Source organism: Rhizobium sp. BG4, from assembly GCF_016864575.1.
Classification (GTDB): Bacteria; Pseudomonadota; Alphaproteobacteria; order Rhizobiales; family Rhizobiaceae; genus Rhizobium.
This window is the reverse complement of the sequence record NZ_CP044127.1, coordinates 40,036-60,842: the sequence shown is the minus strand read 5'-3', so window position 1 is coordinate 60,842 and position 20,807 is coordinate 40,036. Positions and strand designations below refer to the sequence as shown.

Annotated in this window: 22 protein-coding genes and 1 pseudogene; 10 read left to right on the top strand and 13 right to left on the bottom strand. The window is 59.1% G+C overall.

The window, feature by feature from the left end:
• Positions 1 to 147 precede the first annotated feature (147 nt).
• Both istA and istB read left to right on the top strand, forming a co-directional pair.
• On the top strand, positions 148 to 1,602 hold the full coding sequence (gene istA / locus F2982_RS27965; protein WP_246777756.1) for an IS21 family transposase: 1,455 nt from the start codon (positions 148 to 150) through the stop codon (positions 1,600 to 1,602).
• Positions 1,599 to 2,356 (top strand): annotated as a pseudogene (istB, locus tag F2982_RS27960) (IS21-like element helper ATPase IstB). Before istA ends, istB begins: the two are co-directional and overlap by 4 nt.
• A 64-nt stretch (positions 2,357 to 2,420) precedes the next feature.
• Here istB and F2982_RS27955 read toward each other — a convergent pair.
• Positions 2,421 to 2,792, bottom strand: a complete 372-nt coding sequence (locus F2982_RS27955) for a hypothetical protein (protein WP_203431424.1) — start codon at positions 2,790 to 2,792, stop codon at positions 2,421 to 2,423.
• A 413-nt stretch (positions 2,793 to 3,205) separates the two neighbouring features.
• On the opposite strand from F2982_RS27955, the gene F2982_RS27950 reads away from it, so the two are divergent.
• Entirely contained in the window at positions 3,206 to 3,787 is a 582-nt protein-coding gene (locus F2982_RS27950; protein ID WP_203431423.1) for a hypothetical protein, read from the top strand.
• A gap of 24 nt (positions 3,788 to 3,811) precedes the next feature.
• Here the strand turns inward: F2982_RS27950 and F2982_RS27945 are convergent, their stop codons facing one another.
• The 5 genes from F2982_RS27945 to F2982_RS27925 form a co-directional block, all read right to left on the bottom strand.
• A complete protein-coding gene (locus tag F2982_RS27945; RefSeq protein WP_246777715.1) occupies positions 3,812 to 5,830 on the bottom strand; it encodes a relaxase/mobilization nuclease domain-containing protein in 2,019 nt (672 codons plus the stop codon).
• Complete coding sequence (locus tag F2982_RS27940; RefSeq protein ID WP_203431422.1) at positions 5,793 to 6,185, bottom strand: hypothetical protein; 393 nt, start codon at positions 6,183 to 6,185, stop codon at positions 5,793 to 5,795. Before F2982_RS27940 ends, F2982_RS27945 begins: the two co-directional genes overlap by 38 nt.
• 4 nt (positions 6,186 to 6,189) lie before the next feature.
• Positions 6,190 to 6,588, bottom strand: coding sequence for a hypothetical protein (locus F2982_RS27935; protein ID WP_203431421.1), 399 nt, complete (start codon positions 6,586 to 6,588; stop codon positions 6,190 to 6,192).
• A gap of 3 nt (positions 6,589 to 6,591) precedes the next feature.
• Positions 6,592 to 7,341 carry a ParA family protein gene (locus F2982_RS27930; protein ID WP_281438230.1) on the bottom strand — a complete coding sequence of 250 codons (750 nt, stop codon included), beginning with the start codon at positions 7,339 to 7,341 and terminating at the stop codon, positions 6,592 to 6,594.
• 117 nt (positions 7,342 to 7,458) lie between these two features.
• Complete coding sequence (locus tag F2982_RS27925) at positions 7,459 to 7,857, bottom strand: hypothetical protein (protein WP_203431420.1); 399 nt, start codon at positions 7,855 to 7,857, stop codon at positions 7,459 to 7,461.
• A 113-nt stretch (positions 7,858 to 7,970) separates the two neighbouring features.
• Here F2982_RS27925 and F2982_RS27920 point away from each other — a divergent pair, with 113 nt between their 5' ends.
• Genes F2982_RS27920 through F2982_RS32210 form a run of 5 tightly spaced genes read left to right on the top strand, consistent with a single transcriptional unit; the run spans position 7,971 to position 10,868 of the window.
• Positions 7,971 to 8,666, top strand: a complete 696-nt coding sequence (locus F2982_RS27920) for a nuclease (protein WP_246777714.1) — start codon at positions 7,971 to 7,973, stop codon at positions 8,664 to 8,666.
• Between the two features lie 17 nt (positions 8,667 to 8,683).
• Entirely contained in the window at positions 8,684 to 9,316 is a 633-nt protein-coding gene (locus tag F2982_RS27915; RefSeq protein WP_203431419.1) for a thermonuclease family protein, read from the top strand.
• Complete coding sequence (locus F2982_RS27910) at positions 9,313 to 9,936, top strand: thermonuclease family protein (RefSeq protein ID WP_203431418.1); 624 nt, start codon at positions 9,313 to 9,315, stop codon at positions 9,934 to 9,936. The genes F2982_RS27915 and F2982_RS27910 overlap by 4 nt, the downstream gene beginning before the upstream one ends.
• On the top strand, positions 9,937 to 10,248 hold the full coding sequence (locus F2982_RS27905; protein ID WP_203431417.1) for a hypothetical protein: 312 nt from the start codon (positions 9,937 to 9,939) through the stop codon (positions 10,246 to 10,248).
• Between the two features lie 2 nt (positions 10,249 to 10,250).
• Complete coding sequence (locus tag F2982_RS32210; RefSeq protein ID WP_203431416.1) at positions 10,251 to 10,868, top strand: hypothetical protein; 618 nt, start codon at positions 10,251 to 10,253, stop codon at positions 10,866 to 10,868.
• A 355-nt stretch (positions 10,869 to 11,223) separates the two neighbouring features.
• On the opposite strand, the gene F2982_RS27895 is transcribed toward F2982_RS32210, so the two are convergent.
• Entirely contained in the window at positions 11,224 to 11,565 is a 342-nt protein-coding gene (locus F2982_RS27895) for a helix-turn-helix transcriptional regulator (RefSeq protein WP_203431415.1), read from the bottom strand.
• A 336-nt stretch (positions 11,566 to 11,901) separates the two neighbouring features.
• On the opposite strand from F2982_RS27895, the gene F2982_RS27890 reads away from it, so the two are divergent.
• Both F2982_RS27890 and F2982_RS27885 read left to right on the top strand, forming a co-directional pair.
• Entirely contained in the window at positions 11,902 to 12,195 is a 294-nt protein-coding gene (locus F2982_RS27890; RefSeq protein WP_148195461.1) for a hypothetical protein, read from the top strand.
• A gap of 9 nt (positions 12,196 to 12,204) precedes the next feature.
• On the top strand, positions 12,205 to 13,551 hold the full coding sequence (locus F2982_RS27885) for a hypothetical protein (RefSeq protein ID WP_203431414.1): 1,347 nt from the start codon (positions 12,205 to 12,207) through the stop codon (positions 13,549 to 13,551).
• Positions 13,552 to 13,623: 72 nt separating this feature from the next.
• Here F2982_RS27885 and F2982_RS27880 read toward each other — a convergent pair whose 3' ends face one another.
• The 6 genes from F2982_RS27880 to F2982_RS27855 all read right to left on the bottom strand — a co-directional run bounded on the left by F2982_RS27880 (position 13,624) and on the right by F2982_RS27855 (position 20,782).
• Positions 13,624 to 13,965: a hypothetical protein gene (locus F2982_RS27880; protein WP_203431413.1), complete on the bottom strand. Its 342-nt coding sequence runs from the start codon at positions 13,963 to 13,965 to the stop codon at positions 13,624 to 13,626.
• 93 nt (positions 13,966 to 14,058) lie between these two features.
• Entirely contained in the window at positions 14,059 to 16,857 is a 2,799-nt protein-coding gene (locus F2982_RS27875; protein ID WP_203431412.1) for a type IV secretory system conjugative DNA transfer family protein, read from the bottom strand.
• Entirely contained in the window at positions 16,826 to 17,875 is a 1,050-nt protein-coding gene (virB11, locus tag F2982_RS27870; RefSeq protein ID WP_203431411.1) for a P-type DNA transfer ATPase VirB11, read from the bottom strand. Before virB11 ends, F2982_RS27875 begins: the two co-directional genes overlap by 32 nt.
• Complete coding sequence (gene virB10, locus F2982_RS27865) at positions 17,872 to 18,882, bottom strand: type IV secretion system protein VirB10 (RefSeq protein WP_246777712.1); 1,011 nt, start codon at positions 18,880 to 18,882, stop codon at positions 17,872 to 17,874. The genes virB11 and virB10 overlap by 4 nt, the downstream gene beginning before the upstream one ends.
• Positions 18,883 to 19,217: 335 nt before the next feature.
• Complete coding sequence (locus tag F2982_RS27860) at positions 19,218 to 20,027, bottom strand: TrbG/VirB9 family P-type conjugative transfer protein (RefSeq protein WP_203431410.1); 810 nt, start codon at positions 20,025 to 20,027, stop codon at positions 19,218 to 19,220.
• A gap of 20 nt (positions 20,028 to 20,047) precedes the next feature.
• Positions 20,048 to 20,782, bottom strand: coding sequence for a type IV secretion system protein (locus F2982_RS27855; RefSeq protein ID WP_203431409.1), 735 nt, complete (start codon positions 20,780 to 20,782; stop codon positions 20,048 to 20,050).
• Between the last annotated feature and the right edge of the window lie 25 nt (positions 20,783 to 20,807).

Genomic DNA, 20,807 nt, shown 5'->3' with positions numbered 1-20,807 from the left:
AAGTCGGCCACGGTAGCGGCGGCATAATGCTGCCGCGGGCGGAGTAAAATCCGGCCACCTATTTCCTTTCTGCATTGAATGCAGGAGGGCCAGGGGATCTACACCGTGGAATTGTATCTGAGGGTTCGGCTGGCTGTTTCGGAAGGGATGACGAAGCGCCAGGCAGCTAAGCATTTCAACATATCGCGCGACAGCGTGGCCAAGATGGTGGCCTATTCGACGCCGCCCGGCTATCAGCGACGTTTGCCGATCCGGCGTCCGAAGCTGGATGCGTTTGTGTCGACGATCGAGCATTGGCTCGATGAAGACCTGAAGGTGCCGCGCAAGCAACGGCATACTGCCAAGCGTGTGTTCGACCGCCTGCGTGACGAGTGTGGGTTCGTCGGCGGCTACACGATCATCAAGGATTATATGCGCGAGCGTGATCAGCGCCGTCAGGAGGTGTTCGTGCCGCTGTCGCATCCACCCGGCCATGCGCAGGCAGACTTCGGTGAGGCGACGGTGGTGATCGGCGACGTCGAGCAGAAGGCGCGCTTTTTCGTGCTCGATCTGCCACATAGCGACGGCTGCTACGTGCGGGCCTATCCGGCGGCCGTGGCCGAGGCCTGGGTCGATGGCCACATCCATGCATTTACGTTTTTCGGGGCCGTGCCGCAGTCGATCGTCTATGACAACGACCGTTGCCTGGTCGCAAAAATCCTGCCCGACGGCACCCGCAAGCGCGCAGCACTGTTCAGCGGCTTCCTGTCCCACTACCTGATCCGGGATCGCTACGGCCGTCCCGGGAAAGGTAACGATAAAGGGAATGTCGAGGGTCTTGTCGGTTATGCCCGGCGCAACTTCATGGTGCCGATCCCGCAGTTTCCGACATGGGATGCGTTCAATACCTTTCTGGAAGAGCAATGCCGCAAGCGGCAGAACGACAAGCTGCGCGGCGAGAGCGAGACGATTGGCGAACGGTTGCAGCGAGATCTTGCCGCCATGCGTCCCTTGCCGGCGTCGCCTTTCGATGCCTGCGATCAGGCGAGTACAACGGTGACGGCCCAGTCTCTGGTGCGCTACAAGACCAACGACTATTCCGTGCCGGTCGCCTACGGTCATCAGGACGTCTGGGTCAGAGGCTATGTCGACAAAGTTGTGATCGGCTGCCGCGGCGAGATCATTGCTCGTCATCCGCGAAGCTGGGAACGCGAAGATGTTGTCTTCGATCCCGTTCATTATCTGCCGCTGATCGAGCAGAAGATCAATGCGCTGGATCAGGCAGCGCCACTCCAGGGCTGGGATCTGCCGGACGAGTTCGCGACGCTGCGTCGGCTGATGGAAGGCCGTATGGCCAAGCATGGGCGGCGGGAATATGTGCAGGTTCTCCGTCTCCTGGAGAGCTTCGACCTTGCCGACCTGCATGCGGCCGTTAAGCAGGCCATTCAGCTCGGCGCGATCGGCTTCGATGCGGTCAAGCATCTGATCCTGTGCCGGGTCGAGCGCCGGCCACCGCGGTTGGACCTGGCGATCTATCCCTACCTGCCAAGAGCGACGGTCGAGAAGACCTCTGCGAAGGCGTATATGCGCCTTCTGTCGTCTGATGCGGGAGAAGCGGCATGAGCACCGAAGCACCCGACATCCTGCTCGCCCATTATCTCAAAGCCTTGAAGCTGCCGACCTTCCAGCGCGAGCACCAGAAGCTGGCCCGGCTCTGTGCCACCGAAGGTGTCGATCATGTCGGCTACCTGTTCCGGCTTGCCGAGCGGGAGACGATAGAACGGGACCGGCGCAAGGTTGAACGGCGGATCAAGGCGGCCAGATTCCCCGTCGTCAAAAGCCTCGACAGCTTCGACTTCACCGCCATCCCCAAGCTCAACAAGACGCAGGTGCTGGAACTGGCCCGCTGCGAATGGATCGAGCGCCGGGAGAACGTCATTGCTCTCGCCCCAGTGGAACCGGCAAGACCCATGTCGCGCTCGGCCTCGGTCTGGCCGCATGCCAGAAAGGCTTGTCCGTCGGCTTCACCACGGCCGCCGCCTTGGTCAGTGAGATGATGGAGGCCCGTGATGAACGACGTCTGCTCCGGTTCCAGAAGCAGATGGCCGCCTACAAGCTGCTGATTATCGATGAGCTGGGCTTCGTGCCGCTGTCGAAGACCGGCGCGGAGTTGCTGTTCGAGCTGATCTCGCAACGCTACGAGCGCGGAGCCACCCTCATCACCAGCAATCTTCCGTTTGACGAATGGACGGAAACCCTGGGATCTGAGCGCCTGACCGGCGCGCTGCTCGATCGCATCACCCACCACGTCAACATCCTCGAGATGAACGGCGACAGCTATCGGCTCGCCCAAAGCCGCGCCCGAAAGGCCGGCTGAGACCCTTCAAAAAATCGCCACGGCGGCCTGAGACCCCCGCTCGGGCTACGCCCTCCCAGCGGTCTCAGGCCGCCGCCATAGTGGCCGACTTTTGCTCCGCCCCGTGGCCGGTTTTTACACCGCCGTTGACACTTTCATGGTTGCGCCCAAAAAAATGCGCTCGAAGTTCATAACGCTTATAGCAACATTTACATCGGCTGATCTTTGACCGCGCCTCATCGAGGCGGGCTGACAAACGTCGCGCCAAGGGAGCATCCGGTGGTTGAACGACGCGGGCAACCCTGCGTTCCAGCATGCCGGTGTAGCCGCTCAACTCTCCAGAGCGGAAGTGATCGTTGTTCGAGATGCCCACGCGCGTAAAGATGCCGAGCAACTCGCAGATGCGCGTTCGCTTGGTAATCTCCAATTGGTCCATCTCCGGCAATAAGCCGGACACGCGCGGCTCCTTTTTAAGCGCAAATAATCTTCTCCCCACCATACCGATGCGCACGGGCTAACGTCGGAAACCGCCACCGGTTGCCGACGGTCTGGCGTGTAAGAGCATACAGTAGATCAGGGCGAGCCGCACGAACTGGTCTCGAGACACGAAGTCCTCGTTGCCTATTTGATCAAGAGTATCAACTGACAGACATGGGGCCGAAGGATCAGGCTAACGACCGAGTAGAAGCGCAGTTTCATTTTCGCCATGATTTGCCTCCCCAAACTCAACGGCGACAAGCATCGTATCACCACATAGCAAATTCCAGCGCCGCGCGACCACTGGAGGCAGAAGCTCAGCGCTCATTCTGAACGGACACACACCGCAATTTGAAGCGCACAGGGGAAGCTATGTCAACTTTGAGAGCAGCTATGGATTCTAACGTATTCGATGTGCATTGCATCCGCAGGCGAGTGGGTTCAACTGGCTTGGTCATTTTTGAGCGTGACGACATCCTCTTGAGGCACAGGCCACAATTCGAAGACCAGACACTCGGCGACATCGATGCTGATTTCGTCGCGATGCTACAAGATATTCGTAACCTCGATGTTCGTTTCGGATTTATTTCACATCATCCACCTGCGTTATATGAGTCGCGTGTCCGTATCGATAGCGCGACGCTGACACGGCTGCTCGACGATCTACTGAAGGTATCGGGCGCCCCACCCGATTTCTGGATACACACAGCCTGTATGTCCGCCCTGAGACCGCGCCAGGGTTCGCACAGAGATGAAAACGACCTGATAGGGAGACTGACGGACGGCTACGGAGCTGATCTTAACAGGACGGTCGTGGTTCGGAAGGCAGAAGCCCTGCGAGTCAACGCTCACCCGTCGGGTCTCACGGAAATATTTTATCCGGGACTAAGCGCCCGCGCGGCGTCGAACATCAGCCGGCCAGCGACGGTGGGTTGGCTTAAGACGATGATCAAGCATGTCTTGGATCTGGAGTAGGCGGTTCCGTTCCACCTCTTTCCATTACCGACCGTGGTCCCGGTCTTTTTCCTCCGGCGGGCGCAGCTTAATCGATTTCGGTATCTCGCGATCGCGCTGTTGGTTTCTTTGGTGGTCTGGCCGACCTTTCTCAGGGATATCATGCTCGGCGTTCGAACGGGCTATACGCAACTGATCAACAGCACGGTTGCTCGAACTCTTGTTACCGACGCCCTGCTCCGCAACGTGGTCGCGCCCGGTCGCCGACTTCGTCGCAAGGCTGTCCGACGTGCGCTTATCCTTGCCAATCTCCGCCCGATCCCGATTTTTCGCGACGCGGGAATCGAGTTGCAGCCCTACCACCTTGCCGATGATCCTTGCCGCTTGCTCAAAAATCAACCGATCAGATGGATTGGCGATCTTGGTGGCAACGCTCAAAGCTGCATTCGCCAGTGTTTCCTTCGCCGCTCTTGCCTGCGCGGAACTGATGGGGGCGGATCGCAGCATATGCTCTTCGCCTTTCTCTCCTGTGGGATCGCGACCCTCGCGAATCGCCGTTTCAAGCCGTTGGTATTCGCGACGAAGCCCTACGGACAGATCGTGACTAAGATCGCGCGCGGTGCTGGGGGCCGATCGATCTCTTGCGACTTTCTCCAACATCTCGATGACATGTCCGACGGACCGTTGACCCCTCTTGAGCCGCATCCGAGCATCCTGGCGCTTTGGTGCGGTCGGAGTGTCACGCATTCTTGCCAAGACCTTATCAACGACGTTGCCAGGCGCCGTTGCGCCCATCCGCCGGAACATCTCCCATTCCCATCGTTTCACCGGCGGTGGTCCGGCGCGCTCGATGCGCTTCTGACGATCGATCGGGATACCACGCTCTCGCGCCTTTTCGGCAAAGCGAACGCGCCATTCAGTGAAGTCGCGGATGTTGGGGCTGAGCGTCCTCCCACTGGCATTGCGCAGTGCGACGATCACATGCAGGTGCGGGTGCTTTTCACGGTCGTGACGATTGTGGACAGCATAGGCAAAACGATGCCCCGCGAACTGATCCCGCAGGAAATCTCGGCCAGCGAGGATGAACTGGTCACGATCCACATTGGCTGGTCCTGAGAGCAAGAGGTGCATAAAATCCCGCGGTTGGCGGGTTTGCATGAGGACCCCAACCGTTCTGCCTTCCGCGGTCAGTTCCTTGTGGTCCCTGGTCGTGACTTCGCGCCGCGCCTCGCCGAGTTCATAACGGCCACTCCTGCCAAGCCGCTCCTCGATGCGTGCCTTTGTGGAAATCGTGACCTCCGCTCCTGCCCGTTGCATCGCATGCAAGGTTGCCGTCAGGCCTTTGGGTCCGGAGGAAAACTCCGCCGGATAGCGCGAAACCGGAGTGATCCTGGCGTTACGCAGAGCCGTGTCCAGTCGATCGTCAATCGCCCGAACATTCTCTATGTCCGCAGGTACCCGGTTCGCGCTGCTTCGATCCGACCTGTCTTTCTTTTCGTGAGCGATGATGAGCGCAAACTGCAGACGAGTTCTTCCCTTCACGCCTTCGCTGACACTGAACGCGTAGGTTCGATCTGTGTCGCCATGCAGGCGGAAACCATCTTTTGCCAGAGAAGCAAGAGCACGAGCGATATCGTCGCGATTGGCATTCTCCAGTTCGTAGGTCAGGCGAAGAATATCCTGACTGCCTTTTCGGTTGTCAAACTCGCGCTCCCAGGAGCGGACAGCCTCTCGCAGATCAGTAACCTCACGGCCATCCTGGTCTTGCGCTTTCTCTTCCTTGCTCTGATAGGCGAGCACGTTGCGCGCTGACGCCGCGCCCGCCCCATAAGACAGGACTTTAACGACAACCGCATCGTTGCCAGAAGCACGACTGAAAGCCGAGGCAGCGCCGGGATGTTTGCCCTTGGGAAATCCAGCCTTTGCCAACGGTGGACGTGTTCTAGCCGCACCGCCGCCTCCGCCTCGGCGCCGGAGCTCGTCTTCGATAAGCTCGAAGTAGCTCGGCAGCCGGCGGCCTTCGGACCTAGACGCGAAGCGACTTTTGGACATGTCGTTCATCATGGTTCCTGATCAAGTCCGTGATATAGGTGGAGGGCCGGACATAGGCGGCGTCTCTGATAGCGTCGAGCGCGTCCATCACGTCCTCGAGTTGCTGCACGATCGCTCTGGCGGTTGGAGCATCCACGCTTTCTTCGGTGAGGAACTCCTCATTTCGAAAGGCAATTTCTCGCAGGAACTGGTGGATGTTTGCCAGTTGGCGATCATGTTCCTTGAGCATCGCGGGGATCTGCATGACCTCTCTAGTAACGATCAGCTTGGCGACGATGTTGACCGAGACATCCAGCCTGCGGGCAAGGGCTTCGAGATTGCTTAAAATGTGGGCCGGGAGGCGGAACATCACAGCTGGCTCGCGCATCTGATCACAATCCCCTTGCCTTCAGCGCCTCGACGATCAGCCGGTGGGTCGCCGAGGAGAGCTGTTCATGCTGTTCCAACGACACACGGAATATCTTGGTCAGCACGTCGTCATCGAGGTAGAGAGAGATACGCTTCCGCTTTGTTTCAGTGCCCGTCGAGGTACCTTGTGACGGCAATCGTCCGTGGCGGCGGTTCTTGGCTGGAATCCCCAGTTGCTGGGGCTCAACGCTCGCGATGGCTCTGTCGTCTTGTGCCTCGGGAGCCTCATCCGGCATCAACGTCTCAAGATCGATGTCCGTCGGCATGTAGGACGTGGCACTCTCTTCCACCTCCTTCGCCTGGTCCTCCCTGGACCGGGCAAGGGCAAGAATATTGCCGGCGGGCGTCCGTTCTCTCGACATGCGTTAGGCCGCTTCCGCCTGCAGTAGGCCGATGAATTCGTTGTTGATCTTCTTCACGAGATCAATCGCGTCGAGCACGCTCTCGGATGCTCGCCGCTTTGCCGATGGGGTGAGCGAGGAACTGTTCTCGATACTTGCCAGCTTGGAATAGAGCGAGCCGAAACCGGCTCCGACATCGCTGAAATGGTTGCTTTTCCGGATGACCGTCTCCACCATTGGAATCCGGCCGCTCGTCAGGATCGCATGAACCTCGGGAAGTGACCTGTTGTGCTTGAGCGCGATCATGTCGACGTAATTCCAGATGGCCGCATAGGGGATCGGCCCTGCAGCGCGCTTTTTGGATATTTCCTTCAGGATCGTCGCCACCTTGATTGCAGACGTGGCAGCGGTCGGCTCGGGGATGATCGGAATGAGGACGGCATCGCACTCGTGATAGACCTCGATAGCCCGTTGATGCACGTAGCCGCCGACGTCATAGATACGGATATCCGCTTCAGGTGCATCGGCCAGGCGGTCGCGAAACCTGTCGCCAGGTGCGACTCGCAGATGCAGCAACGTGCCGTCCGTCGGGAGCAGCCCGCGCTTCATTGAGACATTGTACCAGCGCGTCGATGACTCCTGCTCGTCGCAATCAATCAGGAGCGTTCGATGTCCCTGCTGCGCGAACTCGGCTGCGAGATTGACGTTCAGGGTTGACTTGCCGGCACCGCCCTTGAACGTCGAGATCGCTAGGGAAAGGGGTTTAACTGCCATAGAATTCTTCACCATCTTGTGTCGACTATTACTGATGGGCGGAAGGGAGTTGCATGTGCTGCGAACGATTGCAGAGATCCCCGCCGCCACGCTCTGGACGAACCAGCTCTTCTCTCGTCATGCCCGAAGTTGGGCTCGTAGCTCGCGCTGCCGCCGAGCGGCGATCAGATCCTCGTTCAGCCGTACCATTTGGCGTTCACGAGTTGTATCCGCAACCGGATCCCTTCGCGGCCAAAAGCGAAGGATTGGTAAAAACAGCAGCGCGGAGAATGTAATCGTAGCCGCTTTGAACCAAAACGAATGAGCGTAGAGACCAGTCGCCGACAGCCACAGCGCTTGCGTCCATTCTGCGGGGAGAAAGGCGTATGAGAATATCAACGCGACAACGTATGCGACGAACGACGCAAAAATCAGTCCCGCGGCCGACACTATGATAAAATTGGCGATCAGCACGACGAACCAGGCCGCCCGAAACGGGAAGACAACGACCTTAAGTGACTGCCTGAAGGCTGACATGTGCTTTTCTCCACGAGCGATTTTCAGTGCCTGGACAAAGGTACTCCAATCCTCACACCTTTTCTAGACTTGCACTGCAGTATAATTTTGTGCATCATCGCTGGAGCCAATTGATGAGGGACGAAAGCATGAATCCCGGCGCACGACGGCTCGTTCAAATCCTCTTCTGCACCATTGCATGCGCGACAAACGGAGTGGCGCTTGCGGCCGAAGAGGATGCCATCTCAAGATTTGTCGATTACTATCAAAAGGCCTACGCGGAGGGGCGCGATCTGGTCCCTGCCCCGCAAAAGCCCCTCGATATCCCCTCAATGGCCGACCGGCTCGACCTCCAATCTATCACGCCTGAAGGCGCACTGAGCGGAAGCGCGTTCCTCGCCGCCGACGGTACCGTCATTAAATTGGCAGGCGTCCAAGGCTGCCTCTCGACCGAGAAGATGGAATTTGCCGGCCTGCAGACCTTATGCTCTATGGTCTCGCTCGCCGGTCTAACTGCCATGCTCGAGGAGGCTGAGGCTGGCGCCGGCAACGCTTTCCCGTGCCATTTCCTCGGTCAGAATGCCGGCTCGCCGACCGTCCTTTTTGCCGAATGCTTCTTCATGAAGGACGGTGAAACACAATCGCTGTCCCAAGTGCTCATCAGCACCGGAGTAGCGTTCGCGGCACGCGATCGTTCGGGCCCGCCACTGTTTCCGGAATATGCACAGGCAGAGGAAGTCGCGCAGAAGGCAAGAGCCGGAATATGGGCGAGACCGCATTTCCTACATCCTTACGGTGAGCGCTACCGCGCCAATCCCTTGATGAACTGATGCGGATGAGGTTCCTGATGTTGATGTCGGCGCTCGCAGCCTCTGGCCTTTTTGCAGGCATGTCCATCACACCCATGCTCGCCGGCTCGAACCTCGCAGAACTTCCTCGCTCCCAAGCTCCGATTATCCCGGTCCAGGCGATTGAGAACAAAGCGGCCGCCGCGGATAGCCACGAAAGCGATGGGACCGAATTCGCGCCTTTTCCAGGACAGGCGCAGTTCGAAACCGGCGACACCTGGATTTCCGGCGGGCGGCGATATCGTCTCTATGGTCTGCAGGCGTGTTTGCGCGGAACCTCCATCACAATATCTCCTGGCGTTGTCAGGGATTGCGGCGAGCTCAACCTGATCATGGTCCAGGCGTTGATTAATGATACGAAGCCCGTCTGCACAACCATCAAGGATATAGATCAGAACAATGCCGTCGTCGGCTGCCAGACGACAACAGGCAAACGGCGCTATGACCTGGCAACGTACATGATCGCTGAGGGATGGGGATTCGCCGCCGTCGATACCGCCGGGCAATTAATCGTTCCCGGATACAGGGTAGCGGAAGAGAGCGCACGATCGGCGCGCGCCGGCCTGTGGGGCTATTCGGATATGCCTCACCCAGTCGCTATCCTCGCAGGTCGAGGGAGCGAAAAACGATGAAACTTGTTTCGCTGTCGATCTTGTTTTTGACGATGACAGTGGCGGCCACGACGGCACAAGTCCGGCCAGCTGAGATCCCGCGCCAGATTTATGGAAAAGTCCAGGTCGTCGATGCGACCACCCTCGAATTCAGAAAGGGCGCGGAGACCGTCCGGCTTGCGGGATACGAAGCACCTCGCCTCGAACAGACAGCAACGAGCGACGGCGTCGACTGGCCGGCCGGTCAGGTCTCGCGGGCCTGGATGATCCTTCGTACGCTTGGGCAAGACGTCAACTGCGCACCGATTGCTCGCGACGCCAACGGCGTGATCCTCGCACACTGCTTTGTCGGAGAGACAAACCTCGCCGCCACGGCGATCGCAGAAGGGATCGGCTATGCATTCAATTACCGTGGCGAACCTCAGGTTCCCGCCTATTTCGATATCGAGAGGAAGGCGCGCGGCCTCGGATACGGCGTCTGGTCATCGCCAGATCTCCTTCCGCCCTGGCTATATACCGCGTCGACAGCGAATGGGGAGAAAGCCAGGGCTTCCACATCGGAACCCGACACCAGCTTGCCCCTGCCTTTGCCTGTTATCCCGACCAAGTCACCCAATACCCACGACGTGCATGGAGGTTGAATGAGCCGTATTGCTGCAGCCGCTGTAGTAGTCATATTGCTGTCGGGGTCCGCTTCGGTAGCGATCGCCGAGGACAGCGCGACCCAGAAGCAGATAGACCAGCGCGATCCGGAGTTTTGCGGAGCCGGAGGCGCTGGCTGCGATCCCGCCGAGGTGCAACGTTGGAAAGTCGTTGGCAACAGGCTTGCCGATCTCTCGTCAGCCGATCTCAGCCAGTACGCTTACGCATGCGCCAAGCATCCAGATTGGAAACAAGACTGCGAAACAAGTCCTGTCGCTATCCTGAAACGGCTCGGGATCGAGGGATACTGAAGATGGCGCTGAACGAGCCTTCCGGAGGTGCTGTCTTGGCAGTCGTGGCCGCCTTCCTGGTCGGCACGGCTGGCGGCTCTGCGATCAATGCAGTCATCCGGAGCGACCGCGAGACCGATCTGGAACAAGCGGTCGCCCGACTGAAAAACGAAGCGTCACAAAAGACGATAACTGAGGTCCCAAGTGACGCGGAGGCAAGCGCTACGCTCACGAAATCCGGACGGTCGATGCGCGTTTCGGAATGCAAACCGCGCCAGGCAGCGCCGGGTGTGACGTGCTCAGGCATCATCACGACGACCGCTGGATCTTTTGCCGGGGCAAGCCAACCGGGTGTGCTCTCCTTCGCGAAAATCGACGGGGGTCTGGCGGAATCCAATGATAACGTCGAAGGAGCGGACGATGAGACAGAGACTACTATTGGCTGCAATCATCGCCGGATCGGCATTTACGCCATCGGCGGCGCCCGTAAAGGCCGAGGACGCGTCCTGGGGATGCCAGGTTCTGCTTTGCGCCGCGTCACAGAATCCGTCCTGGCAGGGCGTATCCTACTGCGTTCCGCCCATGACAAAGCTCATCGCGGCCATGAAGGAGCCGGGATTTTCGTGGCCTATTTGCCATGAGGCCAATGCCGGCAAACCGGGGCGAGAGACCTACGAAGACTGCCCGTCGGGCACCACGGTTGGCAGCAGTTCGCAGACTGGCAATGGCTGGAGTAGTAAGCCTGACCAATGTATCAGAACTGTTGATGTTTGCCGATCTCCAGGGCTGCGCGCTTCCGATGGCAATCAGAGCAATGTCGTGAGACGGCGGAGCTTCGGCGATCAAGGCGATAACTGCATTCAGCAGATCGCGACGCCGCGGCCGCGCCGTCCGGATCCCTATTACTTCGATATCCCGAACGAACAAGGCGTGAAGCAGAGGTTCTGGTTCAACCTGAACCATTAATCCACGTCGAACCAGTGTCACCGGAAGACCTTACGTCGGCTCGTCGGAGGTTTTCTTTTTCGTCCGACGGGTTCGCCACGCGGCGATCCGAGCAAGATCACTTTCCGAGATTCTGAACAACTCCTCGATCGTCACATTCCACTCGCGCTGCATCTTGTCGAGGGTCGACAGCTTGACATCCCGCATGCCGCGGGTGACTTGCGACATGTATGCTTCCGACACGCCAAGTTGGTCGGCCAGATCCTTGTTTGTCAACCGACGTTGAGCCTTCAACCGCATCAGGCCGATGGCGAGCCGTTCCTGGAAGGAGAGAGACGTCAGATCAATCCCATTCGAAACTTGATCGGTGTGATCGTCCTTCAACCGCGACATCGAACGACACCCTTACCCGGAGGTTCCAAAAACGCGTTCCCAAGCGATGAGGGCCTGTCACCAGCCGAATGGGCGCGCCGACAGTCGCGTGGATGCCGCAAAGTTCTACCGCTCATCCGATCCATAAGGCTGTCCAGAGACCAAAAAAGTTAAGCATCAACGCTCTATTCTTCATCTTCGTGTGCGACTTCAATACACCGCAGCAGGCAGGCTGTGCAAGCGACCCCAGGAACCCTCGAAATGCATGTCATAGTCACCTTGTAGACAAATCTCCGATTGCTCATAACTTTAACTGCAGTTAAATTTTTGATCTGTTTCTTGTAGTGGAGAGCACGGATGGTATGGCTCGAACGGTTAGGCTATCGGATCAACCTGCAGCGATTAGCGATAGCGATCCTATTTCTGGCGATCGCGTTCGTCGCTGCGCGGATGGCCTTTAGGGACAGTCTAACCCTTGGCTACGCGATGGTCATCCCGTCCTATGTCTTCCTGGCGGTCGTGATTGAAGGCGCTCGGACCGTGAGCGGAAGCTTCTGGGACATTCGCGGCTGGGCGGAGACGGTCGTGGCTGTCGCTGGTGCCGCGGGCATCGGGTATCTCGGCTTCAGTCTTTGGCTGATGGGGTACTAACGGCGAGCCATGCGTATCGTGGTCCGCAATAGCCCTGCCCATGTGTTGGCTGATTTGGACGATGGCGACGCCTTTGCGTTACGGGCCTGGTACGGCAACGCGAGCTCCGGCGATGATGAGGCAATTGCGCTTTCTGTTATCCGACGCGTCAAGGTCATGAATGGCTGGATCGAATGCGACTGCCTGGAGGCACAGCATCAGCCGTTGCTTGCACCGATCCAACAGGAACGCACCTTCACGCTGCGGCGGTTGACGCCGAAGGACAATGACCCTGGTCGGCATGAGGAGCGGCCGAACCACGCCCTTGCCTGCCCGTTTCACGTTGACAAGGACGCCAGCCCCGCTCTCATTGACCGCGGCTATCATCTTCGCCCCCCGCCCAAATCCGACCGCTCGTATATCGATGCCCTTCCCGCCATTCCTGATCGCCTGGCCGATGTCTCAGGTCAGGATCCCGCGCGACCGAGCGAACGAAACGACCGGCCGTCCAGACTGAGTGGCGTGCTATGGCGGATGCTTGATAGGGCGGGTGCGAACGTAATACCGCCGTTGCAAGATGGTGTTGATTTCACACTCGCCAATCAGTTGTCACGGTTGCGTTCCGCATCCCGTGAGCTCAGAGTGCTCAGGACCTGGACGCTGAACGCGCTACTATCGACTTGGGGCCCCGACTACTGGAATCCGGAGAGTCGTTGGCAGCAGCTGCTTGCGACCTCGCGGGCCGACTGGCCCGTTGGCCTTCGCCGCACCGGCTTCATGCTGTTGTTTTCGACAAGTGTTTCCACGCAATCCGTCATGCCGGCATCCACCTCGCGAACAATCGACATTCTCTCCAAGGTGCGCCAGCCGCTTCGGGGGGATCCGGCAACCCGAAGACCGTTCCTGACGCTGCTGAACGTGGATTTTCAGGACGACGATGAAGGCCCGGTTCGGGCTGTGCAAGCCTACGCCCAACCGGTCTACAATGGCGATACGCTCTTTCCCGTCGAGTCCGGGTTTGAGCGCGACGTTTCCCATCTGCTGCTTTGGCTTCAGCAATCGCTGTTCGATGCTGCTCCAGAACTCCGGATCTCCATTATCAAGCCCCTCTTCGCCATGAAAACGCCCATGGGCCTGTGCAGGCCAGACTTTGTTTTAGAAACTGCTTATAGAGATCAGCCACCGCGAAGACTGCTCGTCGAAGCCTTTGGGATGGAGATCGAGGAATATCGGAACGCCAAGGAAAAAACGATCCCCCGAATGAAACATCTCGGACCGATCTTTGCTGTTTCTCCCGAGGATCTTACCGAGGCGAATTCTGAACGGACCGGGCGCCGGCTGCAGGCGTGGGTCATAGACAAAATTGGCAATGGCTGAGACTGCGCCGGTACAGATGGACGATGATCGGCGCAACAAGATGGTTAAGCGGATAAATTCTCGCGCCTTTTGCTATGGCTGTAGCGAACCGCCATCAAGCTCGGATTCGGCTGCCTCGAGCAGAGCGGTCTGAACACGAGAGCCGATCTCCGGCAGGCAATTCCTGAACATGGTGGACACAAGCTCGTCTGCGAGTTCGGCAATCGTTGGCTTCAGGCCTGTCGGAAAGAGCCGATCCAGGTCTTTTGCATCCGCCCCTAGGCGTTCGAGTTCGGCATTGATGGCACGCTTTTCCACCGCACGCTCCTTGACCATCAGCCAGAGACCAGCGTTAGCCTTGGCCGCGGCAACAATTCTCTGGATACTCTCGTCTTTCAAAAGACCTCGATTTGGGAGGTATCGGATTTCGCCCACGGTATTTCCTCCTTCCGTCAGCTCCAATTGAAACTGGTCAATGCCGCTTCCCAACCCCGAGTGATATGCCGCGCTTCAGGCCATGCTGTCCGCCTACGCAAACGGGTCTTCTGCCTCGTCGTGTTGCGGACCCTCTTCGCGCAGCGGATCGCGAGCGCGGTCGACAAATTCGCGCACAAATGCTTTCGAGCTATCTTCCGTGAGGCGCTCGGAGAGGGTTCCGATCAAGAGCTCGACATCTGCATTCAACTCTATCGGGTCGAACGAGCCTGCATCCGTCTGCTCAAAGATTGCGTCGTTCAGGGCCTTGCTGTCCGTACCGAATGCGCCACGCACATCTTGTCGCCGTAGAATAGCTGAGGTGGGGAGATCTCCAGCCTCATCCTGAACATCCGAACTCCGTTGAGCTCGATTCCGTGATCCTCGTGGAGAGCCAGAATACACACTGCGGTCCAACTTTGCCTGATCCAGCTCGATATGGGCGTCGTCGACCCGGATGGTGTCGGAACCGCGCGCTGCGCCGCGGTCTCCTTCGCGGCCGCCTGTTGCAGAGTGTTGCTTTTTCTGCGCCGCAGTCTGCTCTGCGTCTCGCAGTTGTTCCTCTGTGCGGCCGGCCTCGCGCGTTTCGTCGAGATCCAGACGCTGACGCAGTTCGTCGAGCGACGAGATATAGACGTGTCGCACACCCTCTTTGACAATAAACCGAATGTGCTGTGGCCGGTTCGGCCGATTGACCGCGCCCAGATCGATGTCCATCCCAACGACCGGCAACCGGCTCTGCGTTCTACCTGATGGAGCGGATTCAGGCTGCGGCGCCGCGAAGGATTCGCTGTCGGCCATCGTCCATTCGACCGGCTGGATGCAGGGTCTGGTCACCGGCTTGAACTTCCGCACCTTCGAGAACATCCGCTCGCCGCCCGAGTCCAGTTTCATGATGCGCATGAGCGGCATGCCGGTGACCTGGAGGATCGCCTCCTCCGGCTTCATCATCATCAGCGTGTTGACGGGGAGAAGGTCGACGGACACTGGCACCTTCGAGATGGATCGTTGTCTGCGACCATGGCGATGGGAGTAAGAGGACTGCTCGACCCACTCGGTCGTCCTGCCGGCTGCGGCAGAGACGGCGGCGGCGTCTTCCTGGTTCTGGAAGTTCATGAACAGCTTGATCGTGGACGCGCCCATCAGGATCTTCTGCCCTGACCGCTGATACAGCCGTTCGAGCTGCGCACCGTCTTGCAGGATAAAGACGAAGCGAACGCCGTTCTTGCGGATCAACGGCGCAAGCGTGAGCACGGTGTCTATGCGCCCGCCATTACCGAACTCGTCGAGCATCATCAGCACTTCGTGCTCTCCGTTGCGCAACGGTCCCATGTGCACAAGCTTATCGGCCATTTGCTGGATGAACATCGAAATCAGCCGCTCGTAGATCTGCATCGCATTCCAGTCGGCCTGGATGAAGATTACCAATTTGCGCTTTCTGATCGTGTCGATCGGGATCGTGGTGATAGAGGTCAGGGCCTCGACCAAGGGGTTCTGGAGAAAATTGAGCTTGGCGACGATCTCCGCCGCGATTCCCTCTCCAAGCTTTTCATGCCGGCCCGCGAACTTGGTGAGCTGCATGCGAGTCTGATCGGAAAGAACGGCCTCGTAATTTTCGAGGAGCTGGATGATCGCCTTGCGTTCGTCCGACATCGAATTGAGGATGCGGTAGAGCTCGCTCAGCGATTTTCGGGTATCGGGGCATTCGAGCACGAAGCCGAGCATCGCCGTCAGCAGGATCCTGGCGCTCTCTTCCCAGAAGTCGGAGGAATCGGAGCGCAGACGCCCGGGCAGCAACATCTGCGTCAGCTTCTGCAGGTCAGTGATCCGCTGATTTGGGTCGGCGCTGATCAGATCGAGCGGGTTATAGCCGTCCGTAAACTTGGAGCCCGGGGCCAGCAGAAAAATCTCGTAGCCCTGATCCTTGAGATAGCCCGACGTCTCCTCGAAAAGCTCACCGCTCATGTCGAGGACCATCTGCGATCCCTTGAAACTCATCATCGTCGGGATGACGAAGCCGCGTGACTTCCCCTGTCCCGGCGAACCGATGACCATCACATGCTGATCGCCGTCATTACGCAGAAGGAGGCCTTGCTTGAGACCGAGAACGATGCCGTGCTTGTCACGCAGCCGGAAATCAGCGGCATCTTTCAGGGTCGCCAGCCGTGCCTTGCCCATGACCATGCGCTGGCGCTTCTGGATCGCTGCCCCGATTGGAAATCCGACCAGGGCGCCGGCCGCCGCCAGACCGGCGAGAGCGGCGAACACAGTCTGCCGTGAGGGCCGCTGAAACGTCCCGGCCGCGTCGGTGGCTCCGAAGGGTGCCTGATACATGGCCGCAAGGTGGGCGCCATAATAGTCCGCTACGCTGGTTAACCCGCCGGCTTTGCTTGCAACGAGATAAAAAGCCGTGCCGTACACAATAACAGCGGCATAGGCCGCAGCGAATATCAGTGCCGTATGGGCAATCAGGGTGAACATCGACCTCACGTGCAAGAGGTAGAGGATCTTGCGCGACAGCCCCCTGCCCGCTTTCAGCATCCAGAGGCTCAACAGGAAAAAGAGAAACGGCGAAGCCAGAACGAGCGCCAGGATTGAGAGCCCGATGGTGTTTTGCGTGCGAATGATCGACCATGTGTAGGCCATGCCATCTGGAATGGGCGCCTGCCCGACATAGTCGTAATAGGAGGTCGACCCGAAGGATGTGACATAGGCGTCGTATATCAGCGTGAAGAACATCAGCCAGACCAGCACGGCGCCTAGAACGGCGACCGGAAAGGTGAAGGCCGAGACCTCTTGAAGCCTCGTCCACTTCGGGCGTTCAGCCTCTGCGTCCGTGGATACGCTTGCCATCTTCGTCCACCTCGTCGGCAAAATAGATCTCGCTGACACCGCGGCCGCCGGCGGCATCGCTCTTCTTCAACTGCACCACGATCGGTATGATCGAGCGGATGTAGCGGATGATATCGTCGCGCTCCATGCGGACGTTGCTGTTCAGCACCAGCGTCGATAGCCGGTTGAACGCGTGATGCGGCGAGTTCGCATGAATGGTCGACATCGATCCCGGATGGCCGGTGTTGATCGCATTCAGGAAGTCGAATGCCTCGTCGCCACGAAGCTCGCCCATGAAGATCCGGTCTGGCCTGAGACGAAGTGCGGAGGCCAAAAGGTCGGTCATCGTCACTCGCGCCTCGCCCTGGGCGCCCTTCGAGACCAGCAGCGAGACGACGTTTTCCTGGCGCGGTTCCAGCTCCGCCGTATCCTGCATGAGAATGAAGCGCTCGTGGTCTGGGATCGCCGTCAGCATTGTATTAAGGAAGGTCGTCTTGCCGGTCGAGGTGCCACCGGAGATCAGCATGCTGCGATGGTTGATCGCCGCGAGCTGCAGAAAGGCGCGCGCCTGTCCCGCCCGCAGCAGGCGTGACAACTCAATATCGACGTCGTCGATATAGTCGTCACCCGTAACCTTCGTGAAGCGGAAGGCGCCTGCTTTCTCATAGTCGTCGAGATCGAATCGCCGGATGAATTGTTTGCGGATGGAAAAAACATGTCCGGTGGCAGATGTCGGATTGAGCACGAACTGGACGCGCTCACCGTTGGTGAGCGTTGCCGACAGCAGTGGATTCTCAGCATTGATGGTCTGTTTCGTGAACGAGGCCGCGCGCGACGCCATATGGCGGATCGCCTCCTGATCGAGCCCTTCGACCTCTTGCCTGACCATGCTGAGCTGGCCGATCCGCTCGAGCCAGATCTCATTGCTGCGCTGGCAGGAAATCTCGACCACCGCGGGATCGTCGAGAAACTGCCTGATGGGTTCGAGCGCCTCGGAGAGAAAGTGCTGCTCGGCGGAGATCGATGGGTGCGCGTTCATTTGCCGGCCCTCTTTCGGCGCAGGCGGTCGAATTCCTCACGCACCGGGTCTGGATAAAGATCCGAGAAATCAAGGTCCCTGGTGACGAAAACAGTGATATCGGAGCCTTGGGCGATGTGGATCGTCGGCCGGATGTTGCGGGAGTCCTGGAAAGCTTCGGTTGCAAGTTGTTGAATGCCCGATGCGATCGTCTCTGCGGCGATCTCGCGCGCCCGATCCTGCGAGGTCGTGCCGTTATCCTGGGGGATGCTGGTCACGGTTCCGTCCGTGTTGACGACCGTGATATTTCGATCCTGTTTCTGACCAAGCTGGGCAATGTATTGCGTTACCCCGCCGATCATCGTCATCAGCGCCGGCGGGCCGAACCGTTCCCAATATTTCCGGTCGACGACACCCGTCATGCCGGAGCGGCCGAGACGATCCGTGCCGTAAGAGCCGAGTTGGACCGAAACACCGTCGCCACGGATCATCCGCGTCCAGACGATGAACAGGCGCTCCTGCCCGCGTTCGACACCGGATTTATAATCGCCGATCAGCGAGGAGCCGGCGGGTATCAGGATGCGCCGGCCGTCGAAGGAGTAGACATCCTCCCGGACAATCGCTTTCACCATGCCGGCGAGGTCGGAGTTGATCGCCGTCTCCAATGTGCCACGGATCATCGTGCCCTGCGGGATCCAGGCATCGATACGGCGGTTCTCAGCGGCTACCGACACCTGTACCCCCTGCCCTCCCATGGCCTTCAGGAAGGCACGATCGCCATCGACAGCACCGCCCGCGTCCGACGGTGCGCCAGCGGGCGTGGCCGTTGAGCCGTTCGCGCCGAACAAGCCGGCTCCCGTCGCGTCTGACGAAGCGGTTGCCGCCCCGCCTGCGCGTTCCGATTGATCGAAAACGACAGCGGTGGAGCGCACGCGCTCGAGCAGCTTAGCCTGCCGCGCAAGCTCGATGCATTTGGGATCGTCAGGATTTTTCCCTCTCGAGCAGTCGACATCGGCCGGCGGCGCCACCTGGGCCGGCGCCGGGATGACGGGCGCCGGTGGCGGGGGTGGCGGAGGGGTGGCGCCTCGGGCACCTGCACCGTCGGCAAAGGCGGCGGCGCTGGCGGGTTGAAGCCCTCGTTTCTAGGCGCTTGCACGGGGCGGAACTCTTCGTGCGGCGTATTGTCGATCCCCGGTTCCCGCTCGCCACCGGAAAGAAGGAAATAGAGGACGACACCAACGCCGGCGATTGCCGCCACCACGGCGATCGGCCGCATCAGCCCAACCCCGGAGCGCCTCACCTGACCTCCGATCGCGGTGTCGTTGTCTATCGAATGATAGTTCGGATCAGACATCGTGCCTCCCTATCGTGATTTTGATGGTGAGCCAGCACCTGACGAGCCGAGCCGCTTCGGCGTCACGGCCCCCTCGATCGGCGCCGGCACATCGGCTGGAGCGGTCCTGAGATTGAACAGGCAGGTCTCGTTCTCGGTGCCGTAACGAAGCGTCCACTGCCGCGAGACCGTGTCGATGACGATGTAGTCGGCCTCACGGCGATAATTGACGAGGCTCTCTCGCCGCTTGTTATCGACAATGAAGATCGCTGGCACGTCGCCGGTGAACTTCATGAAGGTCTTCAAACCGTCATCGAACACCCACACGGGCTTGGCGGCATCGCTTCCTTTGAAGCCATAGTCATAGTTGACCTTGTCGCGGCGGATATTCTTGATGTTTGGATTGCGCTCTGCATCCTGCGCCTGCTTCCACATTTCGGCCGTGCCCTTCAGCCCGGCGTCTTCCGGATAAATGAAGCGCAGCTTGAAGGTCTGGTTCTGGATGGACTTGCTGTCGTTGACCTCAAGGTCGAACGAATAGGTTCGTTTCGTCGTCACCACGGAGAGGTTTGTCGGCGCGTCTTTCTCCATCGGCTTGAGGGTGAGTGAGCGCCTGTCCGCCGACGTCAGGATCTGCCAGGAAACCGTGTCACCCGCGACCACCTGGGTAACCTCTTCGTCAGCACCGAAGAGGATCGTCGTTACCATCCCGTAGGTCCCGGTGACGACGAAGACCTGTTCAGCCGAATAGGGCAAGGTCCGCACGCGCGGATCGAGCCTGCCGGGCCGGGCAGTCAATTCCGCATGAACCGAAGTGGCTGTCAGCAGCAGTGACAGCATTATTCCGACCCTCACCCGCCTCATGGGGTGAGCCCCGAAGGCATGGTCTCGGGAACCTTGACGTATTCGGTGACGACAAAGCCGAGGGGGTTATAAAGCCGGACCCGGTTGCTGGCGGTAAGATTGATCTGGCGGTAGCGGATCGTCGCCGACCAGCGATTGACCACATCGCCGCCGCGGCGCCGTTCCCGGGTCTCGAAGCGCACCGACATTGTGGTGGTATTGAGCGGATTGACGGACAGGATTTCGGGTCGGATCTCGCCCGTCGTTCCCATGGTCTTGACCGGACCTCGTGGATTGGAAGGGTTCATCCACTCCGAATAGTCCTTGAAGGCCGGGGAATCCGGCTCCGACCAAAGAGCGATCATGTCGAAGTTTTCCGACAGATAGCGGGGGTCATAGGTCTCGCGACGTATGACGTAATTGCCGACGAACGAAGCGCGGACGGCCTGGATTTCTGACACGTTCGACCGGTCCTTGTCGAGCGTGGTCACCGTCTCCATGTAGCCCGTGTTCTTGTCCACGATGAGCGGCACGACCTCGGTGCGCACCAGTGGAAAGAGCTGCGCGACAGAGAGGGATAGAACGCCGGCCACGAACCAACCCGCCACCGCGAAAACCAACAGGATGAGACCGATCAGAGTGCGCAGTGACCGATTCTTCTCGCCCCAGGAGAGGTGCTGATCGTAGATCTCTTGTGGTCCTGGCGCACGATCGACCGGAGCGGCTTTCAATTGCCTTTTGAACAATGCCAAGTTTCGAACCTCGAATTCGCAATGA